The organism is Salana multivorans (assembly GCF_003751805.1).
Lineage (GTDB): Bacteria > Actinomycetota > Actinomycetes > Actinomycetales > Beutenbergiaceae > Salana > Salana multivorans.
Genome location: NZ_RKHQ01000001.1, coordinates 537,480 through 559,635 on the forward strand (window position 1 = coordinate 537,480; position 22,156 = coordinate 559,635).

A 22,156-nucleotide genomic window follows, 5' to 3' on the forward strand; every position below is an offset into this window, starting at 1 on the left:
CGATGCCGGGCGGCGCCCCGTCGACTACTGCGCGTGGACCTCGAGCTCGAACTCGTCGACGACCGGCGCGGGGTCCGGCCAGTCGCCGCCACCGCTCGGGGCGTCGGTCTCGGAGTGGGCGCCGCAGCCGTGGTCGAACGCGACGACGCGGCCGTCGTCCGGCGACCACGCGTTGACGCAGACCCCGAACATCGACCCGAGGTAGCCCCCGAGCGGGACGAGGAACCCGCAGGTCTGGCAGTCCTCCGACGACGCGCGCGCTCCCGGGGAGTCGGCACCGCGGCCCTGGTCGAGCCACCGCTGGGCCGCCGCGTTGAGCGTCGCCCGCGTGGGGACGCGCTCCCGCTCCAGCCCGAGCTCGACGATCGCCACGTGGTCGGTCGCGACGGCGAGCTCGTCCTCGCCGTTCGAGCGCCGGTAGCCGGTCTCGAGGCGCTCGTCCGTCGCGTCGAACGGCAGCACGTCGGTCGCGCCGAGGTCGCCGGGCGCGAGGCGGTCGGCCCACGGCACCCAGGCCGGCGCAAGCAGCGCCCCGTCGCCGGGGAGCAGCGTCACCTCGCAGACGGTCACGTTCTTGGAGCGCGCGATCCGCGAGACGGTCACGGTCCAGCGCCAGCCGCGGTAGCCCTGCGCCGTCGTGGCGAAGTAGTGGCTGCCGAGCCGCTCGCCCTCCTGGAGGTAGCCGAGGTGCTCGCCGACGTCGCCCATCCCGGAGGTCTCCAGCGCGGCCTCGCGGGCCAGCTCGACCGCGTCCGCGAGCACGGCGTCCCTGCGGACCGTCGCCGGAGCGGCCGCGGGGGCCGGGCTCTCCACGACCTCCTGGCCCTCGTCGACGGAGATGCCGCCGGGCTCGCCCTCGCCCATCAGGCGTCCAGCTCGTCGGCGATCACGCGCATGGCCTTGGCCAGCCGCGCGGAGAAGTCACGCTCGGGGTAGCGCCCCTTGCGCAGCGAGCCCGACGCGCGGTCGAGCAGCTTGATGAGGTCCTCGACCACCGGGACCATCTCCTCGGGGTCGCGGCGCTGGGCGCGCACGACTGACGGGGCCGGGTCGAGGATCGTCACGGACAGCGCCTGCGGCCCCTTGCGACCGTCGGCGACGCCGTAGTCCACCCGCGTCCCGGGCTTGGGCGCGGTGACGTCCTCGGGCAGCGCGGTGGCGTGCAGGAACACCTGCGAGCCGTCGTCGCCGGCGATGAAGCCGAAACCACGCTCGGTGTCGAAGAACTTGATCTTGCCAGTGGGCACGGCGAGTCCGTCTCTGATGAGGCGTCAGGGGCCTCATCATTCTACCGGCCCCGCACCGTGGCACGAGTCCGTCCCCGCGGGCCGACTAGCCTGGTGAGAATGGTTCCGCCTCAGCGCGTCCCGCAGCTCGCGACCTGGTCGGATGCCCAGCTCGCCGACCTCCTGCGCCTGCGCCCCGACCTCGCCGCGCCCCTGCCCGGCTCGCTCGCCACGCTGGCCGAGCGGGCCAGCACGTCCCGCTCGCTCACGCTCGCGCTGCACGCCCTCGACACCCCGCGGCTGGCGCTCCTGGCGTCGCTCGCGGACGGCGCGACCGGGGCGAGCGACGCCGCGACGTCACCCGCGTCGATCGCCGACCTCGCCGCGCGCGGCCTCGTCGTCCCCGACGAGGACGCGCCCGCCGGCTGGTCCCCCGCGCGCGGACTGCCCGAGACGCTCGCGACGCTGCGCGCCCAGGACGGCACCCTGCTCGACCCGGCGCAGGCGACTCCCCCGCTAGCCGACGCGCCAGCGCTGGCCGAGTCCGTGGTCGACGCGGAGGCGGCCCGCGCCGCGACGACGCTGCTGCGCCGGCTCACCGCGCTGGCCGACCTGTGGACGCAGCAGCCCGGTGTCACGGTGCGCACGGGCGGCGTCGCCGTGCGCGAGGTGCGTCGCGTCGCCCGCGCGCTCGACCTCGACGAGGCCGACGTCGTCCGGCTCGTCGAGCTGGCCGGGATCGGCGGTGAGGTCGGCCTGCGCGAGCACGGCGACGACCGCGCGTGGGCGCCGCTCGCACCGTCCGAGGTGGGCGCCTCCCGGGAGGGGGCGACCGGCGTCGACCGGCTCGCGGGGACGCGACGGCCGGACGAGGACGCGGACGACGACGCGGACGACCTGCGCTGGGCGCGGGTGGTGCTCGCGTGGTGGTGGAGCGACCGGGCACCGGCGCTGGCGGGGACGGTGGCGCCCGACGGATCGCGCCGGGCGCCCCTCGGCGACGGGCTCGACCGGGCCTGGGCCCGGCGGCTGCGGCGACGCGTCCTCGAGGCGCTCGCGGCGTGGCCCGCCGGGGCCGCCCCCGACGCCGAGGCGGTCCGCGCCCACCTGGCCTGGCACAGCCCGCTGCTGCCCCCGCCGCTCGGGACGGTCCGGGCGGTGCTCGCGGAGGCGGCGATGCTGGGCCTCACCGGGGCCGGGTCGCTGGCGCCGACGGGGCGCGCGCTGCTCGCGGACCCGGACGGGCCGGAGCTCGCGACCGCGCTGCGCGGCCTGCTGCCGGCCAGCGTCGACCGAGTCCTGCTCCAGGGCGACCTCACGGCGGTCGTCCCGGGACGCCCGGCTCCCGCCGTCGCGCGCCTCCTGCGGCTGGCCACCGAGATCGAGTCGACGGGCGACGCGGTGACGGCCCGGTTCACCCCGGCATCGCTGGAGCGCGCGGTCGCGAGCGGTGTCACCGCGCGCGAGCTCCTCGCGGACCTCGCCGACCTCAGCCTCACCCCCGTGCCGCAGGCGCTGGAGTATGCGGTGCGCGACGCGGAGCGCCGCCAGGGCGGTCTGCGCGCCGGACCGGCGTCGAGCTACCTGCGGGCCGAGGACCCGGTGGCCCTGCTCGGACTGGTCGAGGCCGACGAGCTGGGGCTCCTGCTGCTCGCGCCGACCGTCGCGGTCTCCACCCTGCCGGCCGCGCACCTGGCCACGCTGCTCGGGGGCATGGGGCGGCCCGTGGTCGTCGAGGGTCCGGGCGGCCAGGTGCTCGACCTGCACCGTCCCCCGCCGGCGCGGCAGCCGCGCTGGCTAGCGCCGGGACGCGGCGCGGGAACGGCGGTCGGGCAGCGGGACACGACGGCTCTCGTGGCGGCGCTCCGGGAGAGCGAGGAGCTCATCGCGGCGCGGGGCGACGCGGCCGACGTCGCCGGGGCGCTGCGCGCCGCCGTCGCGGGTCGGCAGGAGGTCGAGATCGAGATCGTCGCGTCCGACGGCGCTCGATCGCGCCGGCTGGTGCGCCCGCTGCGACTGAGCGGCGGCAGCCTCGTCGCCCGCGACCTCACGCGGGAGGCCGACGTCACGGTGGCGCTGCACCGGGTCGCGAGCGTCGACCAGCGCTGAGGCCTGGCCGACCCATCGGGTCTGGGCCCGAGGCACTGGGCCGACGCACTGGGGCCGACGCACTGGGGGAAGATGGAGGGATGCCCTCCGTCCCTCCCCCGACCGGCGGCCCGCTCATCGTCCAGTCGGACAAGACGCTCCTGCTCGAGGTCGACCACGAGCTGGCCGGCGACGCCCGGCGCGCGATCGCACCGTTCGCCGAGCTCGAGCGCGCCCCCGAGCACGTCCACACCTACCGGCTGACGCCGCTCGGCCTGTGGAACGCGCGCGCCGCCGGGCACGACGCCGAGCAGGTCGTCGACGCCCTCGTGCGGTACTCCCGCTACCCGGTGCCGCACGCGCTCCTCGTCGACGTCGCGGAGACGATGTCCCGCTACGGCCGGCTCCAGCTCCTGAGCGACCCGGCGCACGGCCTCGTCCTGCACGCGCTCGACCGCGCCGTCCTCGAGGAGGTGCTGCGGTCCAGGCGCACGGCCGGACTGCTCGGGGAACGGCTCGACGAGACCAGCGTCGTCGTCCACCCCTCCCAGCGCGGCCACCTCAAGCAGGTGCTCCTCAAGCTCGGCTGGCCGGCCGAGGACCTCGCGGGCTACGTCGACGGCGAGGCCCACCCGATCGACCTCGACCTGTCCGGCGGGCCGGCGGCGGACGGCACGCCGGGTCGTCCCTGGGCCCTGCGCCCGTACCAGTCGCAGGCCGTCGAGACGTTCTGGCACGGCGGCTCCGGCGTCGTCGTCCTGCCCTGCGGAGCCGGCAAGACGATCGTCGGCGCGGCGGCGATGGCCCAGGCGAGCGCGACGACGCTCATCCTCGTCACGAACACCGTCTCGGCGCGGCAGTGGCGCGACGAGCTGATCCGCCGCACGACGCTCACGCCCGAGGAGATCGGCGAGTACTCCGGGCAGCGCAAGGAGATCAAGCCGGTCACGATCGCGACCTACCAGGTGCTCACGACGAGGCGGAAGGGCGCCTACCCGCACCTGGAGCTGCTCGACGCGAAGGACTGGGGGCTCATCGTCTACGACGAGGTGCACCTCCTGCCCGCGCCGATCTTCCGCATGACGGCCGACCTGCAGGCGCGGCGGCGGCTCGGGCTGACCGCGACGCTCGTGCGGGAGGACGGCCGCGAGGACGAGGTGTTCTCGCTCATCGGGCCCAAGCGCTACGACGCGCCGTGGAAGGACATCGAGGCGCAGGGCTGGATCGCGCCCGCGCGGTGCGTCGAGGTGCGGCTCACGCTGCCCGAGCCGATGCGGATGGTCTACGCCACCGCCGAGCCGGAGGACCGCTACCGGCTCGCGGCGACCGCGCCGGGCAAGATCGACGCGGTGCGCGCGCTGCTCGAGCGGCACGCGGGCGAGCAGACGCTCGTCATCGGGCAGTACCTCGACCAGCTCGACGAGCTCGCCGCCTCCCTCGACGCGCCGCTCATCACGGGCTCGACCACGGTCCGCGAGCGCCAGCGCCTGTTCGACGCGTTCCGCGCCGGGGAGGTCCGCACGCTCGTGGTCTCGAAGGTCGCGAACTTCTCCGTCGACCTGCCGGAGGCGACGGTCGCCATCCAGGTGTCGGGCGCGTTCGGGTCGCGCCAGGAGGAGGCGCAGCGGCTCGGCCGGCTGCTGCGACCGAAGGAGGACGGGCGCTCCGCGTGGTTCTACGCGGTGGTCGTGCGCGACACGGTCGACGCCGACTTCGCCGCCCACCGCCAGCGGTTCCTCGCGGAGCAGGGGTACTCCTACACGATCGTCGACGCCGAGGACCTCGCGGAGCTGGAGTAGCGCCGGCCGCCGTCGCCGCCTGTGGACGGCCGAGCCGGAGTCGTTGCCAATGTCGGTGACGGGAGGAAGGATCGGGACATGCACGGATCCCCGACGCACGTCCTCCCGCCCGGCCACCTCACCGCCCCGACGCGGTCGCGAGCCCTCGCGCTCGCGCTCCTGACGGGGCTGCTGGCCGTCGTGCTCGCGGGCGCCGGCCTGCTGCTCCTCGCGCCGCAGGCGCGTGCCGACGCCCCGATGTTCGTCCCGGAGCCCCTCACCGACCTCACGTCGGCGCAGGTCCTGGAGAACGGCCGGTCCGACGCCGAGACCGCGATCTCGGACCTGCAGGCCGAGGGGCGGTACCGGCTGTGGGCCGTGTACGTCGACTCGTTCGACGGCACCTCCGGGTACGAGTGGGCCGAGCAGAGCGCGGAGATGTCGTCGCTGTCGACGTCGGACGTGCTCGTCGCCGTGGCCGTCGACGACCGGGCGTACGGCCTCTGGGCCGGCAACGACGTGTCCGACGGGCTGTACGACCGGGTCGAGGACCGCGTGATCGAGGCCCTGTCCGCGGCGGCCGACGACGGCGCCCCGTGGTCGGGCGCGGTCGTCGCCGCGGCGGACACGCTCTCGGGCGGCGACGGCTCGGGTGCGGCCGGCTGGGTCGTCGTCGGCGTGCTCGGTGCCGGCGCCGCCGGCGTCGGCGCCTGGGCCTACTCGCGGCGCAAGAAGGGCGCCGGGGCTGCGGGCGCCCAGGACCCGAACGCCCTGCCGACGGACGAGCTGGTCGCCCGGTCCGGGACGGCCCTCGTCGCGATCGACGACGAGCTGCGCAGCTTCGAGGAGGACCTCGGGTTCGCCGAGGCCCAGTTCGGCAGCGACGCGACGGGGACGTTCGCGCAGGTGCTGGCCGACGCCAAGGCGCGGGTCTCGCACGCGTTCGCGCAGCGCAAGCAGCTCGACCAGGCGACGCAGGAGCCCCAGCGGCGCGCGCTCGCGATCGAGATCCTCACGACGTGCGACCACGTCTCGGCCGCGCTGCGGGAGCAGTCGGAGGCGTTCGAGGCGCTGCGCCGGGAGCAGGCCGACGCCCCGCAGCACCTGCAGCAGCTCCTCCAGCAGGCCGACGAGGTCGCGGGACGGGTGGCCCCGGCGCGCTCGACGCTCGACATGCTCGGCGTCCAGTACCCGCCGAGCGCCCTCGCCACCGTGAGCGGCAACCCGGACCAGGCCGCGCGCCTCGTCGACGGGGCGCGCGGCGCGCTCGCCACGGCGCAGCAGGAGCTCACGGCCCAGAACGCGAGCGGCGCGGTGTCCCAGCTCCGGGTCGCGGAGAACGCGCTCGGCCAGGCACGCGACCTGCTCGGCGCCGTCGACCGCGCCAAGGACGACCTCGCGGCGGCCGGTCCCAAGCTCCAGGCCGCCGTCGCGTCGATCACGAGCGACTTCGCCGACGCCAGCCGGCTCGCACCGTCGGACCCGGCCGTCACGACGCTCGTCACGGCCGGCCAGGCGGCCGTCGCCCAGGCGCAGACCGCGATGACGCCGCAGGGGGACCCGCTCGGGGCGCTGGCCGCGCTCGGCGGCGCGGAGACGGCGCTCGACGCCGCGCTCGCGCCCTACCGGGAGCAGGCCGAGGTCCTCCAGCGGGCCAAGGCGCAGCTCGCCAACCGCTCGGCGCAGCTCGACTCCACCATCCGCGGGGTCAACGACTACATCACCTCCCGCCGCGGCGCCGTCGGGCCGACCGCCCGCACCGAGCTCGCCGAGGGCATCCGGCTCTACACGCTGTCCCAGCAGATCGCCGCGACCGACCCGGCCCAGGCGCTCGAGACGCTGCGGCAGGCGGAGGTGCACGTCGGCCGAGCCCGCATGCTCGCTGAGCAGGACGTGAGCACGTGGCAGAGCGGTCAGGGCGGCTACGGGGGCGGGGGCGGCGGCGTGGACGTCGGCTCGCTCATCCTCGGCGGCCTCCTCGCCGGCGGCGGACGGCGCAGCTCCTGGGGCGGCGGCTCGTCGTGGGGTGGCGGCTCCTCCTGGGGCGGGTCGAGCGGATCCCGCGGCGGGTCGCGCGGCGGCAGCTCCCGAGGCGGTTTCGGCGGCGGCTCCCGCAGCTCCGGCGGCGGCTCGCGCGGCGGGTCGAGCGGACGCAGCCGCGGCGGCCGGTTCTAGGACCGGTCAGGACGACAGATCCCGGCGACGACGCCGTCGTCGCCGCACACTCCCACTCCGCACCCGCGGGGGACAGAAAGGTGAAGCACATGGCAGAGAAGCAGACGATCCTCGGCCGCATCGGCCAGCTCGCGCGGGCGAACATCAACGCGCTGCTGGACCGGGCCGAGGACCCGGAGAAGATGCTCAACCAGCTCATCCGGGACTACACGAACAACATCGTCGAGGCCGAGAACGCGATCGCCCAGACGATCGGCAACGTGCGCCTCGCGCAGGCCGACCTCGAGTCGGACCGCGCCGCCGTCCAGGAGTGGGGCGCGAAGGCCGCGGCCGCCGCGGCGACCGCCCAGCGCAAGGCCGCCGACGGCGACACCACCGAGGCCGCCCGGTTCGAGAACCTCGCGAAGGTCGCGCTCGGCAAGCAGCTCCAGTACGAGCGCGAGGTCGCCTCGGCTGAGCCGCTCGTCGCCAGCCAGGCGGACACGGCCGAGAAGCTCAAGGCCGGCCTCGCCGGGATGAAGGACAAGCTCTCCCAGCTCCAGTCGAAGCGCGACGAGCTGGTCGCCCGCGCCAAGGCCGCGCAGGCCCAGCGACAGGTCCAGGAGTCGATCGGCTCGATCAACGTGCTCGACCCGACCTCGGAGATCTCCCGCTGGGAGGACTCGGTGCGTCGCGAGGAGGCCCACGCGGCCGGCCAGGCCGAGCTGGCGGCGTCCAGCTTCGAGTCGCAGTTCGAGGCGCTCGAGGCCGAGGGCGACAAGACGGAGATCGAGCTGCGCCTCGAGGCCCTGAAGTCGGGCAACCCGGCCGGGGGCGTCCTCCCGCCGGCCCGCACGTACGACGAGCTCGAGAGCTGAGCCGACCCGGTCCGGGAGCCGGACCCGGCGCGCCCCACCAGGCGTGCCGGGTCCGGCTTCGTCGTTCCGCCGGGTGAAGGGGGCCGCGGGGCGGGCGGTTGCGGCGAGGCGGGCGGAGGCCGTGGGGAGCGAGGGTCCGGGCCACGGTCCGTGAGCTGGCCGCGCCCGAGCCGGAGCGCTGCGATCGGATGCTCCGCTTCGGCCGGATCCGACGCGGCGAGGCCGGGCCCCTGCGCGTCAACGGTCGCGCGCCGTAGGGTGGCGGCATGGAGCAGCCAGGACGCCGTACGTACCTCCTCGTCGACGGCGAGAACATCGACGCAACGCTCGGCATGAGCGTCCTCGGACGCCGCCCCAACCCGGAGGAGCGTCCGCGCTGGGAGCGCGTCGCGACCTTCGCCGAGCAGCTGTGGCACCAGCCCGTCACGGCGCTGTTCTTCCTCAACGCCTCGTCCGGGCAGATGCCGATGGGCTTCGTCCAGGCGCTCCTCGCCCTCGGCTACCACCCGATCCCGCTGTCGGGTCAGGCCCACGAAAAGGTCGTCGACATGGGTATCCAGCGCACGCTGGAGGCCCTCGTCGACCGTCCCGGTGACGTCCTCCTCGCGAGCCACGACGGCGACTTCCTCCCGCAGGTCGAGGCGCTGCTCGACGGGCCGCACCGCGTCGGTCTCCTCGCGTTCCGCGAGTTCGCGAACGCCCAGTTCACCGAGCTGACGGAGCAGGGCCTCACGATCCACGACCTCGAGGACGACCTCGGCGCCTTCACCGCGCCGCTGCCGCGGGTCCGGATCATCCCGATCGACGTGTTCGACCCGACGCGCTACCTCTGACGGTCCGCGGTCGCCGACGCCGCGACCCGTCGGCGGCCGCCACCCCGGGACCGCCGTGTCCACCCTGGCGCCGGATCGCCGCCCCCACCCGGTCGCTCCGTGGCCACCGCGATGGCCGTGGCCACCCCCGGACCGCCTCACCCCGGACACCCGGCCCACGCGTGACCACGGCAAACCAGCCGGCCATGGCCACGGCGGCCATCCAGCCGTGGCCACCCCGGCACCGGATCGCCGATTCCATCCGGTCGCTCCGTGGCCACCGCGACTGCCGTGACCACCCCCGGACCGCCTCACCCCGGAGACCCGCCCCACACGTGGCCACGGCGAACCAGCCGGCCATGGCCACCGCCGTGGCCACCCTGGCGCCGGATCGCCGCCCCCACCCGGTCGCTCCGTGGCCACCGCGATGGCCGTGACCACCCCCGGACCGCCTCACCCCGGGGACCCGGCCCACGCGTGGCCACGGCGAACCAGCCGGCCACGGCCACCGCCGAGGCCACCCCGGCACCGGATCACCGATTCCACCCGGTCGCTCCGTGGCCACGGTGGTTCCGGTGGCCACGCGCGAGCCCTCACACCCGCCCCCGCGCGGCCACCCAGGAGACACCCAGGAACCTTCCAGCGTCGCGGTGCAGGATGGACCGGTGAGCACCCTGGGGCAGCCGCGGTCCGACGAGCGCGAGGCACGGATCGCCGTCGTCGACGACGAGCGCAACATCCGCGAGCTTCTCGAGGCGTCCCTGCGGTTCGCGGGCTTCGAGGTCGTGAGCGCCGCCACCGGGCAGGAGGCGATCGTCACCCTGCTCAACGAGCGGGTCGACCTCGTCGTGCTCGACGTCATGCTCCCCGACCTCGACGGCTTCGAGGTCACCCGCCGCCTGCGCGAGCGCGGCATCACCACGCCGGTCCTCTTCCTCACGGCGCGCGACGACGTCCCGTCGACCGTCACCGGCCTCACGGTCGGCGGCGACGACTACGTGACGAAGCCGTTCAGCCTCGAGGAGCTGGTCGCCCGCATCCGCGCGGTGCTGCGTCGGACCGCGAGCGCCAAGGCCGCCTCCGCCGTCCTGCGCTACGCCGACCTCGAGATCGACTCCGACGCCCACGAGGTGCGGCGCGCCGGGCGGATCATCGAGCTGTCGCCCACCGAGTTCGAGCTGCTGCGCTACCTCACCGCCAACGCGGGCCGCGTGCTCTCGCGCCAGCAGATCCTCGACCACGTGTGGGACTACGACTGGCGCGGCGAGCCGACCATCGTCGAGTCCTACATCTCCTACCTGCGGCGCAAGATCGACCAGCCGTCCCCCGACGGGTCCGGAAGCGACAAGCCGGTTCCGCTCATCCACACCAAGCGCGGGCTCGGCTACGTGCTCAAGACCCCGTGACCGAGCCCCGCGCCGGCGCGACGGGCGAGCCCGCCAGCGACCCGACCGACCCGCGACCCCGGGCGGACACCACGTCGCGGGCCGGGGCGACGAGTGCCTGGCGGCGTGAGCCGCTGCGCGTCCGCCTGGTCGTGCTGTTCGTCGCGCTCCTGCTCATCGCGATCGGGGCGCTCAGCACGCTCGCGCTCACGATGCTGCGCTCGACGCTGCTCACCGCCGTCGACGAACAGCTCGACAAGGCCGCGCAGTCGCTCGTGTGGGAGTCGATCAACGCGCAGACCGCCAACAACCCGCTCATCCCGGCGGAGTACGCCGTCATCATCGCCGACGTCGACGGCAACGTCGTGCACCGCTACTCCACCGCCGCGACGTACCCGCGGCTGGGGTCCCTGGACCTCGACGCCGTGGTGGCCCGCGGGTCCGACCCCTTCACGGTGCGCTCGCAGGACGGGACCGGCACGTGGCGGGTGACGGTGCGGACGGCCGAGGGGCAGAGCGGCACCGTCGAGGGCACGGCCGCCATCGCGCTGCCGCTCGACACGGTCAACGCGACGGTCCGCTGGATGGGCGGCGCGCTCATGGCCGTCGGCGGCGGCGTGCTGCTGGCGGCGGCCGCGCTCACCTACGGCGTCGTGCGCCAGAGCCTGCGTCCGCTGCGCCGGATCGAGACGACCGCGGCGCAGATCGCGGACGGGGACCTCTCCCAGCGCGTCGAGGAGCTTCCCCCGAGCACGGAGGTCGGCTCGCTCGCCCGGTCGCTCAACACGATGCTCGCCGACCTCGAGGCGGCGTTCGAGGCCCGCCGCGCGGGCGAGGAGCGACTCCAGCGCTTCGTCGGCGACGCCTCGCACGAGCTGCGCACCCCGCTCGCCGCCATCCGCGGCTACACCGAGCTGTACCGGCTCGGCGGCGTCCCGACCGAGAACGTGCCGGAGGTCCTCGGCCGGATCGAGGAGTCGGCGGGCCGGATGTCGGCCCTCGTCGCCGACCTCCTCGCCCTCACGCGGCTCGACCAGTCGGCGCCGCTGGCCCCCGAGGCGGTCGCCGTTGGCGCGCTGCTCGACTCCCTCGCCCTGGACGCGCGCGCCCTCGACCCCGCGCGGGAGGTGACGGTCGACGTCACGGGGCGGCCCACCACGTCGGGCGCGCCCGACGACGAGACCGGTCGCGACGGCGGGCCCGACGCCGGCGTCGTGCCGTCGACCGACGCGGGGCCCGGTGCCGAGCTCGCGCTCCGGGCCGATCCGGGAGTGCTCCGCCAGATCCTCACGAACCTCGTCGGCAACGCCGTCGCCTACACCCCGTCGGGCTCACCGATCGAGCTCGTGGCGACCACGGAGGACCCCGACGTCGTCGTCATCGACGTCCGTGACCACGGTCCCGGCATTCCCGCCGACGATCGCGAGCGCGTGTTCGAACGGTTCGCCCGGCTCGACGCGGGGCGCTCACGGGACGAGGGCGGCTCCGGGCTCGGGCTCGCCATCGCGCGCGACGCCGCGCGGGTGCTGGGCGGCGACGTCGTGTGCGTCGAGACGCCGGGCGGCGGCGCGACGATGCGGGTCACGCTCCCCCGCGCCTGACCGCCGAGGCCGCGGCCACCGCGGACGATCCTCCCGACGAGGCTGGCGTATCATCGCCAACGTTTGCGCGCGCTGGTCCGACCCGGACCGGTGCCGACTCCGATGGACTGGACTGTTCGACCATGGGCATGACCGAGGCACCCCAGTGGCTCGTCCCCTCATTCGTGCGAAGCGCCAAGGCGATCGGGGCGACGGCCGGCACCGAGGAGATCGAGGCGGTGGCCAACGCCCTCGTGGCGAGCTGGCGCAGCCCCGACCGGTTCCACCACGCGCTGCGGCACCTCGTCGACGTGCTCGCGAGCATCGACCAGCTCGCGGAGGAGACCCACGACCCCGACGTCGTCCGGATCGCCGCCTGGTACCACGGCGCCGAGTTCTCCGCCGAGCGTCGCACGGCCTTCGCGCACAAGGGCGGCGAGGACCCCGTCCGCGGGGCCGACCGGGCCCGCGAGGAGCTGCCACGGCTCGGGGTGCCCGAGGAGACGGTGACACGGGTCGCCGAGCTCCAGGAGCAGATGCACCGGCACTCCGCCGCGCCCCGGGACCTCGACGCGCAGGCGCTGTGCGACGCCGACCTGTCCGGCCTGGCCGCCGAGCCGCAGCGCTACGCCGAGTACCGGCGCAACATCCGCGCCGAGTACGCGCACATCGACCCGGCCGCATACCTCGAGGCCCGCATCACCATCCTGCGCAAGCTCGCCTCCCGCTCGCGCATCTTCACCAGCCCGATGGCCCAGGACTGGGAGGAGCCCGCGCGGCAGAACCTCGCCGCGGAGCTGGAGCTGCTCGAGGGCGAGCTGGTCGACCTGGAGGAGGCCGAGCACGCCGAGAGCGAGCGGCTCGCCGCCGAGTCGGGCGGGGACGCGGAGCGCGGTGACGCGGTCGCGGGCGACGACGCGGGCGACGAGGACGCGATGAACGTCGGCGCAGCCGACGGCGACGCGGCGCACGTCCGCGCCACGGGCGGGGAGGGCGGGACGGCGTCCGGTCCGCTCGCCCCCGAGGCTCGCGGCTCGGGTCGCGACTCCGGACCGGTGACGCCGGACGAGCACCAGGTCGTCCGGCGCAGCATCCGGGAGATCCCCGCGGACCGGCGCGACGCCGGTGGTCGCGAGGGTCGAGGGCTGTCCACCGACGAGCCGGATGTCGACGAGGGCTACTCCACGCTCAACCGCATCCCGCGGTTCCGCGGCCGCCCCTAGCGTCTGGTGCTCCACGACCCGTCCGGGCCGCGGAGCACGAGTCGAGAGGGACCACCCATGACGCAGTACCGAGTCGACGCCGAGGCCGTGGCGGGCGCCGCGGCCGCCACGAGGGCCTCCGGCCAGGTCATCGCCTCCGAGGTGCAGGCGATGATGAACCACCTCACCACGCTCGAGTCGTCCTGGCAGGGCTCGGCCGCCACGCAGCTCGGGCTGCTCGCCCAGCAGTGGCGGACCACGCAGACGCAGGTCGAGTCGAGCCTCACGGCGATCGGGGTCGCGCTGGACTCCGCCGCACGCCGGTACACCGACACCGAGGACGCCGCGACACGGCTCTTCATCCCGGTCTAGCCGGCGGCCCCGCGACGCGGGCTGCACCCGGCGGGCTCGCGACGCGGGCTGCACCCGGCGGGCTCGCGACGCGTCGGTGTCATGCCGGAGCAGCGAGCGTCCCGCGCACGGCGTCCTCGCCGTCTCCGGGACGGCCACCTCGTCCGCACCTCGGTGGTCCGCCGGGCCCTCCCCTGGACGTCCGCCTCGAGCTCAGCGCGTTGGGGGTCTCGGGGGCGGTCACGCAGCGCCCGAGGACGATCGATCCCACGGCCAGCCGAGCCGCGACGGCGGCCCGGCGGACCCGACGCACGGCACGTCCGCCTGTCCTCCGTCGTCGGGCGAAGCCGGTGACCGGCAGGATCGCGGCGTTGACGCCGGAGCGAGCGTCGCCACCGCTGAGGATCTCGTCGCCATTGCCGTCACGACGGCCCCGGCCGCAGCGACCAGTCGCCCACCGGGAGCAGCGCGAGGAGCGCCGCCTCCTGCTCCGCGTCCACCTCCGCGTAGGCGTCCGCCGAGACCTCCACGGTCTCCGCATGCGCCAGCGCGTCGCTCCGGCGACCGGTCAGCGCATCGATCCACGCCGAGACGAACGCCCGGGCGGCCGAGCCCACCCGATGCCCGAGGCCGCCCACTCCGTCCTCGACGTCGAGCAGCACCGCGCGGGCCGACCTCAGCCCCTCGGCCTGGGCGGTCCAGTCGGACACCGCACGGCGTAACGCGTCGATCCACACCCGCGAAACCTCACCAGACCCCATGAGCACCCCTGAACCATCCGAAACCGACTCCCCGCGATGCTACTCACAGGTAGCAGTCGAGGGTCAAGTCCGGGCGCTCGGTCCGCCGGCGGCGCCCACGATGGCGGCCGTCCCGCGGTGCGCCGGTAGCCTCGGACGGTGACCGACCTCCACCGCCCTCACCTGCACGCACGTCCCCGAACGGGCTGGATCAACGACCCGAACGGCATCGGCTTCTGGGACGGTCGGTGGCACGTCATGTGCCAGCACAACCCGAGCTCCCCGGTGTGGGGCGACATCACCTGGGCACACCTGTCCTCGACCGACCTCGTGCACTGGCGGGAGGAGCCGATCGCGCTGCACAAGCGCCCCGGGACGATCGACGGGAACGGCGCGTGGTCGGGGGTCGCGCTCAGCGTCGGAGCCTCGGGTGGACCGGCCCCGGCCGGTCGGCCGCCGCTCGTCTACACCGCCGTGCCCGAGGCGGGGACGGGGTCGGCCCGGGTCGCCGTCGCCGAGCCCGTGGCCGACGACGCGAGCGCCTGGCGCCAGCCGGACGCCGGCGTCACACCGCCCGCGCTCGAGGACGTCCGCGACGTTCGCGACCCCTACCTGTTCGAGTGGCAGGGGCGACGGCTCGCGATCCAGGGCGCCGGGACGGACGACGGCACGCCGCTCGTGCTGCTCTACGACGCGAGCGACCTCGACGAGTGGCGCTACCTCGGCCGGCTGCTCACCGGCGACGACCCTCTCGCGGCCGAGCTGGCGGCATCGCTCCTGTGGGAGTGCCCGCAGCTCGTCCGGTTCGGCGAGACGTGGGTGCTCGTCCTCGCCCTCTGGGACGACCGCCCGCCCGGCTGCGAGCACTTCGGCCCGCAGCGCGTCGCGTGGCTCGCGGGGACGCTCACGGCCGAGGGCGCCGACAGCCCCGACGGCCTCCGCTTCGTGCCCAGCACCGGCGGCCCCTACGACACGGGGACGTGCGCCTACGCCCCGCAGCTCGTCACGACCGAGTCCGGCGAGGTGCTCGCCTGGACCTGGGTCTGGGAGGGGACGCGCAGCGACGGCGTCCCAGACGGACGTGACTGGGCCGGCCTGCTCGCGCTCCCCCGCGTCCTCGAGCTCGGCCCGACGGGCCTCACGAGCCGCCTCGCGCCGCCGGTCCTCGACGTGTTCGGCCGCCGGGAGCCCGTCGCGACCGGGGACGCCTGGACGGCGCCGTCCGATCGGGCCTGGCTGCTGGACGCCGGCGCCACCGGGACGAGCGCCGCCGACGCCGACGCCTCCCGCGTCACGATCGACGTCGTCGACGACACCGGCGCGGCGGTCGAGCCCGCGCTGACGCCGCTCGCCGCGACGGCTCCGTCGACTCCCGCGGCCCCCGCGCGTCCCGTCCTCGACCTCGCGGGCGCCCGGGTCGGGGTGCTCGGTGACGCCTCGGTCCTCGAGGCGTTCGTCGACGGGCAGGCCCACACGGTCCGCGTGTACCTCCGACCGGGTGAGCTGCTGCGGGTCCGGGTCACCGGCGCGGGCGACGCGACCGTCGCCGTCACCGACGAGACCGGCTACGAGACCGGCTACGAGTCCGGCTACGAGAACGGGCGCGGAGCGTGACGACGCCCGCGGCCCCGGTGCCGTCGCCCGGGCTGCACGCGGCGTCCGTCGAGGAGCTGGCCTCCTGGGAGCCGCCGACGCACGACCAGGCGAGCCTTCGCCAGGCCTACCTCGCCTTCCTGCTCGCCGGACCCGATGGCCTGTGGCGCGCCAACGCGCCGGGACACCTCACGGCGTCGGGCCTCGTCCTCGACGCGACCCGCCGGTTCGTCCTGCTCGTCCTGCACCCGCGGGCTGGACGGTGGCTGCCGCCCGGCGGCCACCTCGAGCCGGGCGACGACTCGCTCGCCGCGGCGGCGCTGCGCGAGGTCACGGAGGAGACCGGGCTGGTCGGGGCCCGCGTCGACGCCACCCCGCTCCTTCTCGACGCGCACCCGTTCACGTGCGCGCTCGGGATCCCGACGCGCCACCTGGACGTCGGCTACGTCGTCCGCGCGGCGGGGACGCCGGACGGCCTCCCGCCCACGCCGGTGTGCAGCGACGAGTCGCTCGACGTGCGCTGGTGGCCCGTCGACGCCCTGCCCGAGCCGACGACGCCGCGGCTGGCCGTCGAGGTCGCGGCGGCGCTCGCCGTCCCGGCCGGCCGCTAGCCGGTCGCGCCGTGGCCGTCCTCGTCGATCCCGCCCGGTGGCCGGCCCACGGGACGCTGTGGTCGCACCTGGTCTCGGACTCCTCGCTGGGCGAGCTGCACGCCTTCGCCCATCGTGCGGGCGTGCCGGCCCGCGGCTTCGACCAGGACCACTACGACGTCCCCGCGACCCGGGTCGACGACCTCGCGGCGCTGGGCGCCGAGCGCGTCGGCGGGCACGAGCTCATCACGCGGCTGCGGGCCTCGGGTCTGCGCCGCCCGCCGCGGCTGCGCGCGGCTGAGCGCGCTCGCCTCCTCCTGCGGTGGCGGGAGGCGGCCGGGCCGAGGCAGGAGACGCTCGCCGCCGCGGGCGTCGACCTCCTCGCGCGGTGGTCCCAGCGCGGCCGGCTGCACCACGACGCCCGGCACCTGTCGGAGGTGCTGGACGCCATCGACCTGCTCGCCGACGCGGAGACCGCGCCGGCCGCCGACCTGCGGGTCGCGCGGCTCGGCGCGTGGTTCCACGACGCCGTCCACGCCTCGGGGCTCGGTCGCGACGAGCCGCACCCCGACCCCGCCGGCTCCGACGAGGCGGCGTCGGCCGACCTCGCGCTCCGCCTCCTCGCGGACGACCCGGATGCCGGACGGGTGGCCGGCGTCGTCCTGATGACCGCGACCCACGACCCAGCCGCCGACGACGACGCGGCCCTGCTCCTGTCCGACGCCGACCTGGCGGTGCTCGGCGCGAGCCCCCAGCGGTACGCGGACTACGCGGCGGCGATCCGCCAGGAGTACGCCCACGTGCCCGACGCGGTGTTCCGCCCCGGACGCGCGGCGATCCTCGAGGCGCTCCTGGACGGTGAGCTCTACGGCACCGCCACCGCCCGCCACCGCTGGGACGCCGCGGCCAGGGCCAACCTGGAGGCCGAGGTCGCCGCCCTGCGCGCCTGACGCGGCCGGACCCGGCGGGTGGACGCCGGCCGGCGTCCCGGACACGTTCCCGGTGTAGCGTCCCGATCACCCGTGGAGGAACACGATGCGCGCCACCCTTGACGACCTGCTCGTCAGCGCCGACCCCGCCCGACCCGCCCTCGACGACCCCGCGGTCCACGCGGCCCTCGCCGACCTCGTCGCCGACACCGCGGCCGTCGAGCCGCTCCCCCTCGGCACCCGGCGCCGGATGCCCGTCCGCCGGTGGGCGGTCCCCGTCGCGGCCGGGGTGCTCACCCTCGGCGCCACCGCCGCGGCGGCCGAGGGCGTGTTCGACCTGTTCTCCGCCGACTCCCCCATCCACCTCTCCACGACGCACGAGCTGGCCGGCGGCACCGGCGGGTGCGGCCTCTTCGTCAACGTGCTGCCGGCGGACGGCGAGGCCCGCACCGACGCGTCCGGCGTCACGATCCAGTCGGGTTCGCCGGAGACGTTCGACCAGGCCGAGTACGACGCCGTCGCGGACTTCATGGCCACCCACGACTGGGACGCGGAGCTCGCGGGCGTCGAGTGGGAGAACACGACCTACGACGAGGTGCCGGGCGGTGGCGTGGAGGAGTCGGGCACGGTCGACCTCGACGGCGTCCAGGCGAAGATCACCGCCGCGCTCGAGCGCGAGGGGCTGAACGCCGGGGGCTCGGCCGACCTCGTGACGGCCGTCTCCTGCGGGGTCTCGTCCGACGGCTCCCAGCCGTGGAGCGGTTCGTGACCGCGGACGTCGTCGTGCTCGAGTCGCACCGGGAGCTCAGGCCGACACGGGTCGGGGGCGACGAGACCGTCGTCGCCGACCGCGTCGAGGCCGCGCTTCGCGCCAGCTCCTCCGACCTGCTCGGCTACCTGCTGCGGCGGACGGACCGGGACGACGCGCCCGACGTGCTCTCGGAGGTGTTCGTCACGGTCTGGCGCCGACGCGACGTCGTGCCGGAGGACCCGACGCGTGCGCGGATGTGGCTGTTCGGCGTCGCGCGCCGCACGCTGGCGAACCACCGGCGCTCGCGCTCGCGCGCCTCGGCGCTGACGGAGCGACTCCAGACGGCTCTCACCGACGCGCTGCCGGCGCTGCGGGAGGCGGGCTTCCCCGGGAGCGAGTCGGGCGAGCGGGCACGCGAGGTCCGCGCGGCCGTCCAGGCGCTGCCGCCGCGCCAGCGTGAGCTCGTGGCGCTCGTGCACTGGGACGGGTTCTCGCTCACGGAGGCCGCCGAGATCGCCGGCATCAGGGCCTCGACCGCCCGCTCGCACTACGCCCGGGCCCGCGAGCGCCTGGCCGAGCTGCTCGCCGCGAGCTGATCTCCGCTGCGACCCATCCCACCGACGACGACGGGGTGACCTCCAGGCTCGTGGGAGCCCGGGAGTCACCCCGTCGTCGGAGGCGAGGACGCCGGCTCAGGTGAGCATCTGCGTCGAGAGCGCGCCGAGGATGAAACCGATGATCGTCCCGGCGACCGCGACGCCGAGCGCGATCCGCGACGTCTTCTCGTTCCGCTTGACGGCGAGCGAGGCGAACACGATGGCGAGGACGCCGAAGACGATCGGGACGAACAGCGTGGCGATCGCACCGAAGACGTAGCCGAGGACGGTCCGCCAGGTCATCGGCTGGACGCCCTGCGGGCCCTGCGCGTACGGGCTCGCGGCGTAGGGGTCCGTGTAGCCGGGCGCGGCCGGGGCACCGGGGACGTCGGTCGTCTGGCCGTACTGGGGCGGCGCGACGGGTGAGCCGTAGGGCGGCTGGACGGGCTGCGCGGAGGGCGCGGGCTGGCCGTACTCGGCCGGCGTGCCGTCGTAGGGCGAGGGCACCGGCGGGGTCTGGGGCGTCTGGGGGTCGTTGCCGCCCGGCTGCTGCGGGTAGGTCATCGTGGCATTCCTTATGTTGCGGCTGACGTGAACCGTACAGGGTAGCGTCTCACGCCGCCGCGGGCGGACGGTGCCACATCATGGTCGGTCCGACGCCCCGGCGGCGCACCCCGGCGGCGCACCCCGCGCGTCGGCGATCAGGCGCGGGGCTCCACGAGCACCGCGCAGCCGAGCGGCGGCACGCGCAGCACCCCGGTGGCGAGGTACCACTCCGGCAGCTCCTCCCCCGCGCTCGCGGCCCACTCCGCCAGCGCCGGCGCCGCGCGCAGCACCCGGCCCCGCATCCGCGGGACCGACACCCGCGTCTCGCGATCGGACCCGTTGAGCACGACGAGCGCGGCGCCGTGCCGCGGGTCGACGGCAGCCGCCGCGGCGGCCTGGTGCTCCGCAAGCCCGACCGTGTCGACGAGCACCGCGACGACGTCGGTCCGCTCGCCCTCGGGGAAGTCGACGGCGGCCTCGATCAGCTCGGCCGAACCGAGCCGGAGCAGCGGCACGTCCCGCCGGGTCCTGGCGACCGCGAACGCCGCCTCGCGCGCCGCCCGGATCATCGAGGCGCTCGGCCGCAGGCGCGGCTCGGCGAGCAGCGGACGCAGCAGGTCCCACTCCGCGACGTTGCGCCACGCCGGCGGCAGCCCGCTGCCGAACGCCGAGGTCTCGCCCGTCCAGTCGACGCGGTTGAACCAGTCGCCGGAGTCGTAGGAGTCGTGGTCGAGCGACTTGCTCCGCAGCAGCTCGCTGCCGGCGTGCCAGAATCCCGGCGTCTGGCTCCACGCGACCGCGGCGAGACCGAGCGTGTTGACGCGGACCCGCTCGCGCGGGCCCGTCAGGACCGGCAGCTTGAGCACGGCCAGGTCGTAGAACGTCTCGTTGTCGTGCGCGTCGACGTAGGTCACGACCTCGTCCGGGGAGTCCGCGTAGCCGGCCGCGCCGTCGCCGTAGGGGATCTCGTCGCCGCGCACGACGCCGCCCCCGGCCACGGGGATGCGCACCGAGCGCAGGTTGCCCGCGAGCCCCAGCCGCAGCAGCGCCGCCGCCCGCCGCCGCAGCTCCGCGACCGCCGGGCCAGCCGGGCGGTCGCGACCGCCCGGATCGCCGCCCGCGCCCTCACCGTCATGGACCGCGAACCCGAGTCCCGTCGCGAACCCCGGCTCCCGCAGCGTCGAGCGCTCCGACGGGGTGCCGCCGTCGACGGCGTCGCGCAGCCGGTCGGAGAACGTCGCGATCCCCGTGCCGCCCAGGTTGCCCTGGCGCGCCTGGACGAACCGCGCGTCGTCCGCGACCTCGCCGAAGCTCCAGCCCTCGCCGTAGAGCAGGATGCCCGGGCCGTCGACCCCGTCCTCCTCGAGGCTCAGCCCGTCGAGCGCGTGCCGGACCGCCAGCAGGTTCTCCCGCGAGTGGTGGCCCATGAGGTCGAACCGGAACCCGTCGACGCGGTAGGCGCGCGCCCAGTGGACCACCGCGTCGACCATCCAGCGCTGCGCCATCGCCCGCTCGGTCGCGACGTTGGGGCAGCAGGTCGAGGTCTCGACCTCCCCGGTCGGCGACAGCCGGGCGTAGTAGCCCGGCACGACCCGGCACAGCACGGACGTCGGGTCCTGCCCGCAGGAGTGCGTGTGGTTGTAGACCTGGTCGAGCACGACGGCCAGCCCCGTCGCGTGCAGCGCGCCGACCATCTCCCGGACCTCCGCCACGCGCGCCGCGCCGTGCGGGTCCACCGCGTAGCTGCCCTCGGGCGCGAAGACGTGGAACGGGTCGTAGCCCCAGTTGAACGTGCGGGCGATCGCGTTGGCCTCGCCGACCAGGAGCTGCTGCTCCTCACCCGCGCGGTCCAGACCCGCGAGCACGGCGGGATCGGCGACGGCCTGCGCCGCCGGCCACCGGCTGCGGTCCTCCTCGATGGTCGCGATGTCGAAGACGGGCAGCAGGTGGACGGTGGTGACGCCGGCCTCCGCGAGCGCGCGCAGGTGCCGCGTGCCCGGGATGTCGCGCGTGAACGCGCGGTACGTCCCCCGCTCGGCCGGGTCGAGGCCGTCGGCGTCGCGGGACAGGTCCCGCACGTGCAGCTCGGTGACGAGGTGGTCGACCGACCGCGCCGGCCGCGGTGCCGGGGTCCGTCGCCAGGTCTCGGGCGCCAGGTCCGGGTCGGCGAGGTCGACGACGACGCCGGCCGTCGATCCGGTCGTGAGCGCGAACGAGTACGGGTCGGTCACGTGGTTGACCTCGACGCGACCGGTCGACGGCGCGTACACCTCGACGAGCCACCGGTACGCGGCGCCGACGACGAGCCCGGCAGCGCCGGCGTCGCCGCCCCCGCTGCCGCCGACGGCCCAGACTCCGGTCGCCTCGTCCCGCGCGGCGGGCAGCACCGCCCCCGGGCGCACCGTCCCGTGCTCCGGCTCGACCACCTCGAGCAGCTCCAGCCCGACGTCGAACGCCGTCGGCGCCCACAGCCGCGCGGTCACCGCGCCGTCCGCCGCCACCGTGGCGCCCAGCGGCGCCGAGGTGACCGCCTCGGGGTAGAGCGCGTCGAGCAGCTCGCCGAGCTGGACACCGGTCACCCGGCGCGCACCGGCGTCGCCGGTCGCCGCCGCACCGGTCGCCCCGTCGTGATCGACGACGACGACACGTCCGCGCACCGCCTCCCGGGCCCGGTCGGCGCTCATCGGCGCGGACCAGGCGACCCAGCCGGCCTCGCGCAGGTAGCGCGGCACCTGAGCGTCGCGCGCGGTGTCCCGGGTCAGCTCGACCGGCCCGACGGCGGCGGGCAGCAGCGCGGCCCGTTCCGGCCAGGACGACGGCAGGGCCAGCAGGTCCGGCCGCAGCCAGTGCGCGAGGAGGTCGGCTGGGCGGTCGGACGCGTGCGGCCGGTCGGGCAAGGTCACTCCTTCGTCGAGGCCCGGGCTCGGGCCGTCGGCAGCACGCACCGCCGGGCGGGA

19 protein-coding genes are annotated in these 22,156 nt (G+C 75.7%); 14 read left to right on the forward strand and 5 right to left on the reverse strand.

Going from position 1 to position 22,156, the window contains the following annotated elements; genetic code table 11:
* Positions 1–24: 24 nt before the first annotated feature.
* Both EDD28_RS02550 and EDD28_RS02555 read right to left on the reverse strand, forming a co-directional pair.
* A complete protein-coding gene (locus tag EDD28_RS02550) occupies positions 25–864 on the reverse strand; it encodes a DUF3027 domain-containing protein (RefSeq protein ID WP_123738188.1) in 840 nt (279 codons plus the stop codon).
* Entirely contained in the window at positions 864–1,247 is a 384-nt protein-coding gene (locus EDD28_RS02555; protein ID WP_123738189.1) for a cold-shock protein, read from the reverse strand. The genes EDD28_RS02550 and EDD28_RS02555 overlap by 1 nt, the downstream gene beginning before the upstream one ends.
* Positions 1,248–1,346: 99 nt before the next feature.
* On the opposite strand from EDD28_RS02555, the gene EDD28_RS02560 reads away from it, so the two are divergent.
* From EDD28_RS02560 to EDD28_RS02600, 9 genes are all read left to right on the forward strand, one after another.
* A complete protein-coding gene (locus tag EDD28_RS02560) occupies positions 1,347–3,335 on the forward strand; it encodes a helicase-associated domain-containing protein (protein WP_123738190.1) in 1,989 nt (662 codons plus the stop codon).
* An 80-nt stretch (positions 3,336–3,415) separates the two neighbouring features.
* Positions 3,416–5,113, forward strand: a complete 1,698-nt coding sequence (locus EDD28_RS02565) for a DNA repair helicase XPB (RefSeq protein WP_123738191.1) — start codon at positions 3,416–3,418, stop codon at positions 5,111–5,113.
* 78 nt (positions 5,114–5,191) lie between these two features.
* Positions 5,192–7,267: a TPM domain-containing protein gene (locus EDD28_RS02570; RefSeq protein WP_123738192.1), complete on the forward strand. Its 2,076-nt coding sequence runs from the start codon at positions 5,192–5,194 to the stop codon at positions 7,265–7,267.
* A gap of 89 nt (positions 7,268–7,356) precedes the next feature.
* Positions 7,357–8,124: a PspA/IM30 family protein gene (locus EDD28_RS02575; RefSeq protein WP_123738193.1), complete on the forward strand. Its 768-nt coding sequence runs from the start codon at positions 7,357–7,359 to the stop codon at positions 8,122–8,124.
* Positions 8,125–8,390: 266 nt separating this feature from the next.
* On the forward strand, positions 8,391–8,957 hold the full coding sequence (locus EDD28_RS02580; protein ID WP_123738194.1) for an NYN domain-containing protein: 567 nt from the start codon (positions 8,391–8,393) through the stop codon (positions 8,955–8,957).
* A 644-nt stretch (positions 8,958–9,601) separates the two neighbouring features.
* Positions 9,602–10,342: a response regulator transcription factor gene (locus EDD28_RS02585; protein WP_123738195.1), complete on the forward strand. Its 741-nt coding sequence runs from the start codon at positions 9,602–9,604 to the stop codon at positions 10,340–10,342.
* Positions 10,339–11,922, forward strand: coding sequence for a sensor histidine kinase (locus EDD28_RS02590; RefSeq protein ID WP_123738196.1), 1,584 nt, complete (start codon positions 10,339–10,341; stop codon positions 11,920–11,922). The genes EDD28_RS02585 and EDD28_RS02590 overlap by 4 nt, the downstream gene beginning before the upstream one ends.
* A 128-nt stretch (positions 11,923–12,050) precedes the next feature.
* Complete coding sequence (locus EDD28_RS17645) at positions 12,051–13,124, forward strand: HD domain-containing protein (RefSeq protein WP_211339096.1); 1,074 nt, start codon at positions 12,051–12,053, stop codon at positions 13,122–13,124.
* A gap of 57 nt (positions 13,125–13,181) precedes the next feature.
* Positions 13,182–13,475 carry a WXG100 family type VII secretion target gene (locus tag EDD28_RS02600; protein ID WP_123738197.1) on the forward strand — a complete coding sequence of 98 codons (294 nt, stop codon included), beginning with the start codon at positions 13,182–13,184 and terminating at the stop codon, positions 13,473–13,475.
* 401 nt (positions 13,476–13,876) lie between these two features.
* Here the strand turns inward: EDD28_RS02600 and EDD28_RS02605 are convergent, their stop codons facing one another.
* Positions 13,877–14,164 (reverse strand): hypothetical protein, encoded by a 288-nt coding sequence (locus tag EDD28_RS02605; RefSeq protein ID WP_123738198.1) that lies wholly within the window; start codon positions 14,162–14,164, stop codon positions 13,877–13,879.
* Between the two features lie 189 nt (positions 14,165–14,353).
* Between EDD28_RS02605 and EDD28_RS02610 the strand changes: the two genes are divergently transcribed.
* From EDD28_RS02610 to EDD28_RS02630, 5 genes are all read left to right on the forward strand, one after another.
* Complete coding sequence (locus EDD28_RS02610; protein WP_123738199.1) at positions 14,354–15,808, forward strand: glycoside hydrolase family 32 protein; 1,455 nt, start codon at positions 14,354–14,356, stop codon at positions 15,806–15,808.
* On the forward strand, positions 15,805–16,398 hold the full coding sequence (locus EDD28_RS02615) for an NUDIX hydrolase (protein WP_245967889.1): 594 nt from the start codon (positions 15,805–15,807) through the stop codon (positions 16,396–16,398). The genes EDD28_RS02610 and EDD28_RS02615 overlap by 4 nt, the downstream gene beginning before the upstream one ends.
* Before the next feature lie 11 nt (positions 16,399–16,409).
* Positions 16,410–17,327: a DUF4031 domain-containing protein gene (locus EDD28_RS02620; protein ID WP_123738200.1), complete on the forward strand. Its 918-nt coding sequence runs from the start codon at positions 16,410–16,412 to the stop codon at positions 17,325–17,327.
* A gap of 85 nt (positions 17,328–17,412) precedes the next feature.
* Positions 17,413–18,075: a hypothetical protein gene (locus tag EDD28_RS02625; protein ID WP_123738201.1), complete on the forward strand. Its 663-nt coding sequence runs from the start codon at positions 17,413–17,415 to the stop codon at positions 18,073–18,075.
* The gene (locus EDD28_RS02630; protein WP_245967890.1) at positions 18,072–18,653 is read left to right on the forward strand and encodes an RNA polymerase sigma factor; all 582 of its coding nucleotides are present in this window, start codon (positions 18,072–18,074) and stop codon (positions 18,651–18,653) included. Before EDD28_RS02625 ends, EDD28_RS02630 begins: the two co-directional genes overlap by 4 nt.
* Positions 18,654–18,749: 96 nt before the next feature.
* On the opposite strand, the gene EDD28_RS02635 is transcribed toward EDD28_RS02630, so the two are convergent.
* Positions 18,750–19,217 (reverse strand): DUF4190 domain-containing protein, encoded by a 468-nt coding sequence (locus EDD28_RS02635; RefSeq protein WP_123738202.1) that lies wholly within the window; start codon positions 19,215–19,217, stop codon positions 18,750–18,752.
* Positions 19,218–19,354: 137 nt separating this feature from the next.
* Positions 19,355–22,096, reverse strand: coding sequence for a pullulanase-type alpha-1,6-glucosidase (pulA, locus tag EDD28_RS02640; protein ID WP_123738203.1), 2,742 nt, complete (start codon positions 22,094–22,096; stop codon positions 19,355–19,357).
* Positions 22,097–22,156: the final 60 nt, after the last annotated feature.